This window comes from Dellaglioa sp. CoH-56-MRSF-12 (genome assembly GCF_056782075.1).
Genome location: NZ_JBXAYD010000017.1, coordinates 1 through 531, shown reverse-complemented (window position 1 = coordinate 531; position 531 = coordinate 1). Strand labels below are relative to the sequence as shown.

Genomic DNA, 531 nt, shown 5'->3' with positions numbered 1-531 from the left:
GGGTGGCATTCGGCCGACATCGAGTATATGGATCAGGAGGAATACGAATGACGACGCAGCGTGAAGCGTACCATGAGGGCAGTGCCGACTACGAACGGGGCGACGTGGATGAAAGCCCGTACCCGGACAATGACGCTAACGGCCTCTCGTGGTACGATGGTTGGTATGATGCATTTCTTGAGGATTCGGACGAATGAGGCAGAAACCCCAAAGGTTTGACAGAGTAGCGAGAAGTTACGTAGAAAGCCCAAAGGCTGTCGAAGACTTTCTCGATGAGTACGAAGCGCTGTGCCGAAAGCACGAGCTTTGTATCAGCCATGAGGATGCGGGGCACGGTGCGTTCATCGTCGAGCGCTTGCGCAATATAACGGTGGAGCGGGTTGTGATCGGTGCGAAGCTGGGAATGCTGAAGGGCGCACAAAGACAGGGGAGAGTTGATGGGAAAGAAGATTAAGGACCCGGTTGGTGACCGGATGAAGCGCTTCGAAATGGAAGAAGCGGGGCGCTCCATGATGCCCGGCCTTCCTATTC

Annotated in this window: 1 protein-coding gene; it reads left to right on the top strand. The window is 55.2% G+C overall.

The features are described from left to right. Window positions 1-47: 47 nt before the first annotated feature. Window positions 48-197, top strand: a complete 150-nt coding sequence (locus tag AC1RPY_RS07620; protein WP_481763086.1) for a hypothetical protein — start codon at window positions 48-50, stop codon at window positions 195-197. Window positions 198-531: the final 334 nt, after the last annotated feature.

Excerpts from the sequence above, each read along its gene's own strand:
- AC1RPY_RS07620 (WP_481763086.1), top strand. The coding sequence starts at position 48 with ATGACGACGCAGCGTGAAGCGTACCATGAGGGCAGTGCCGACTACGAA.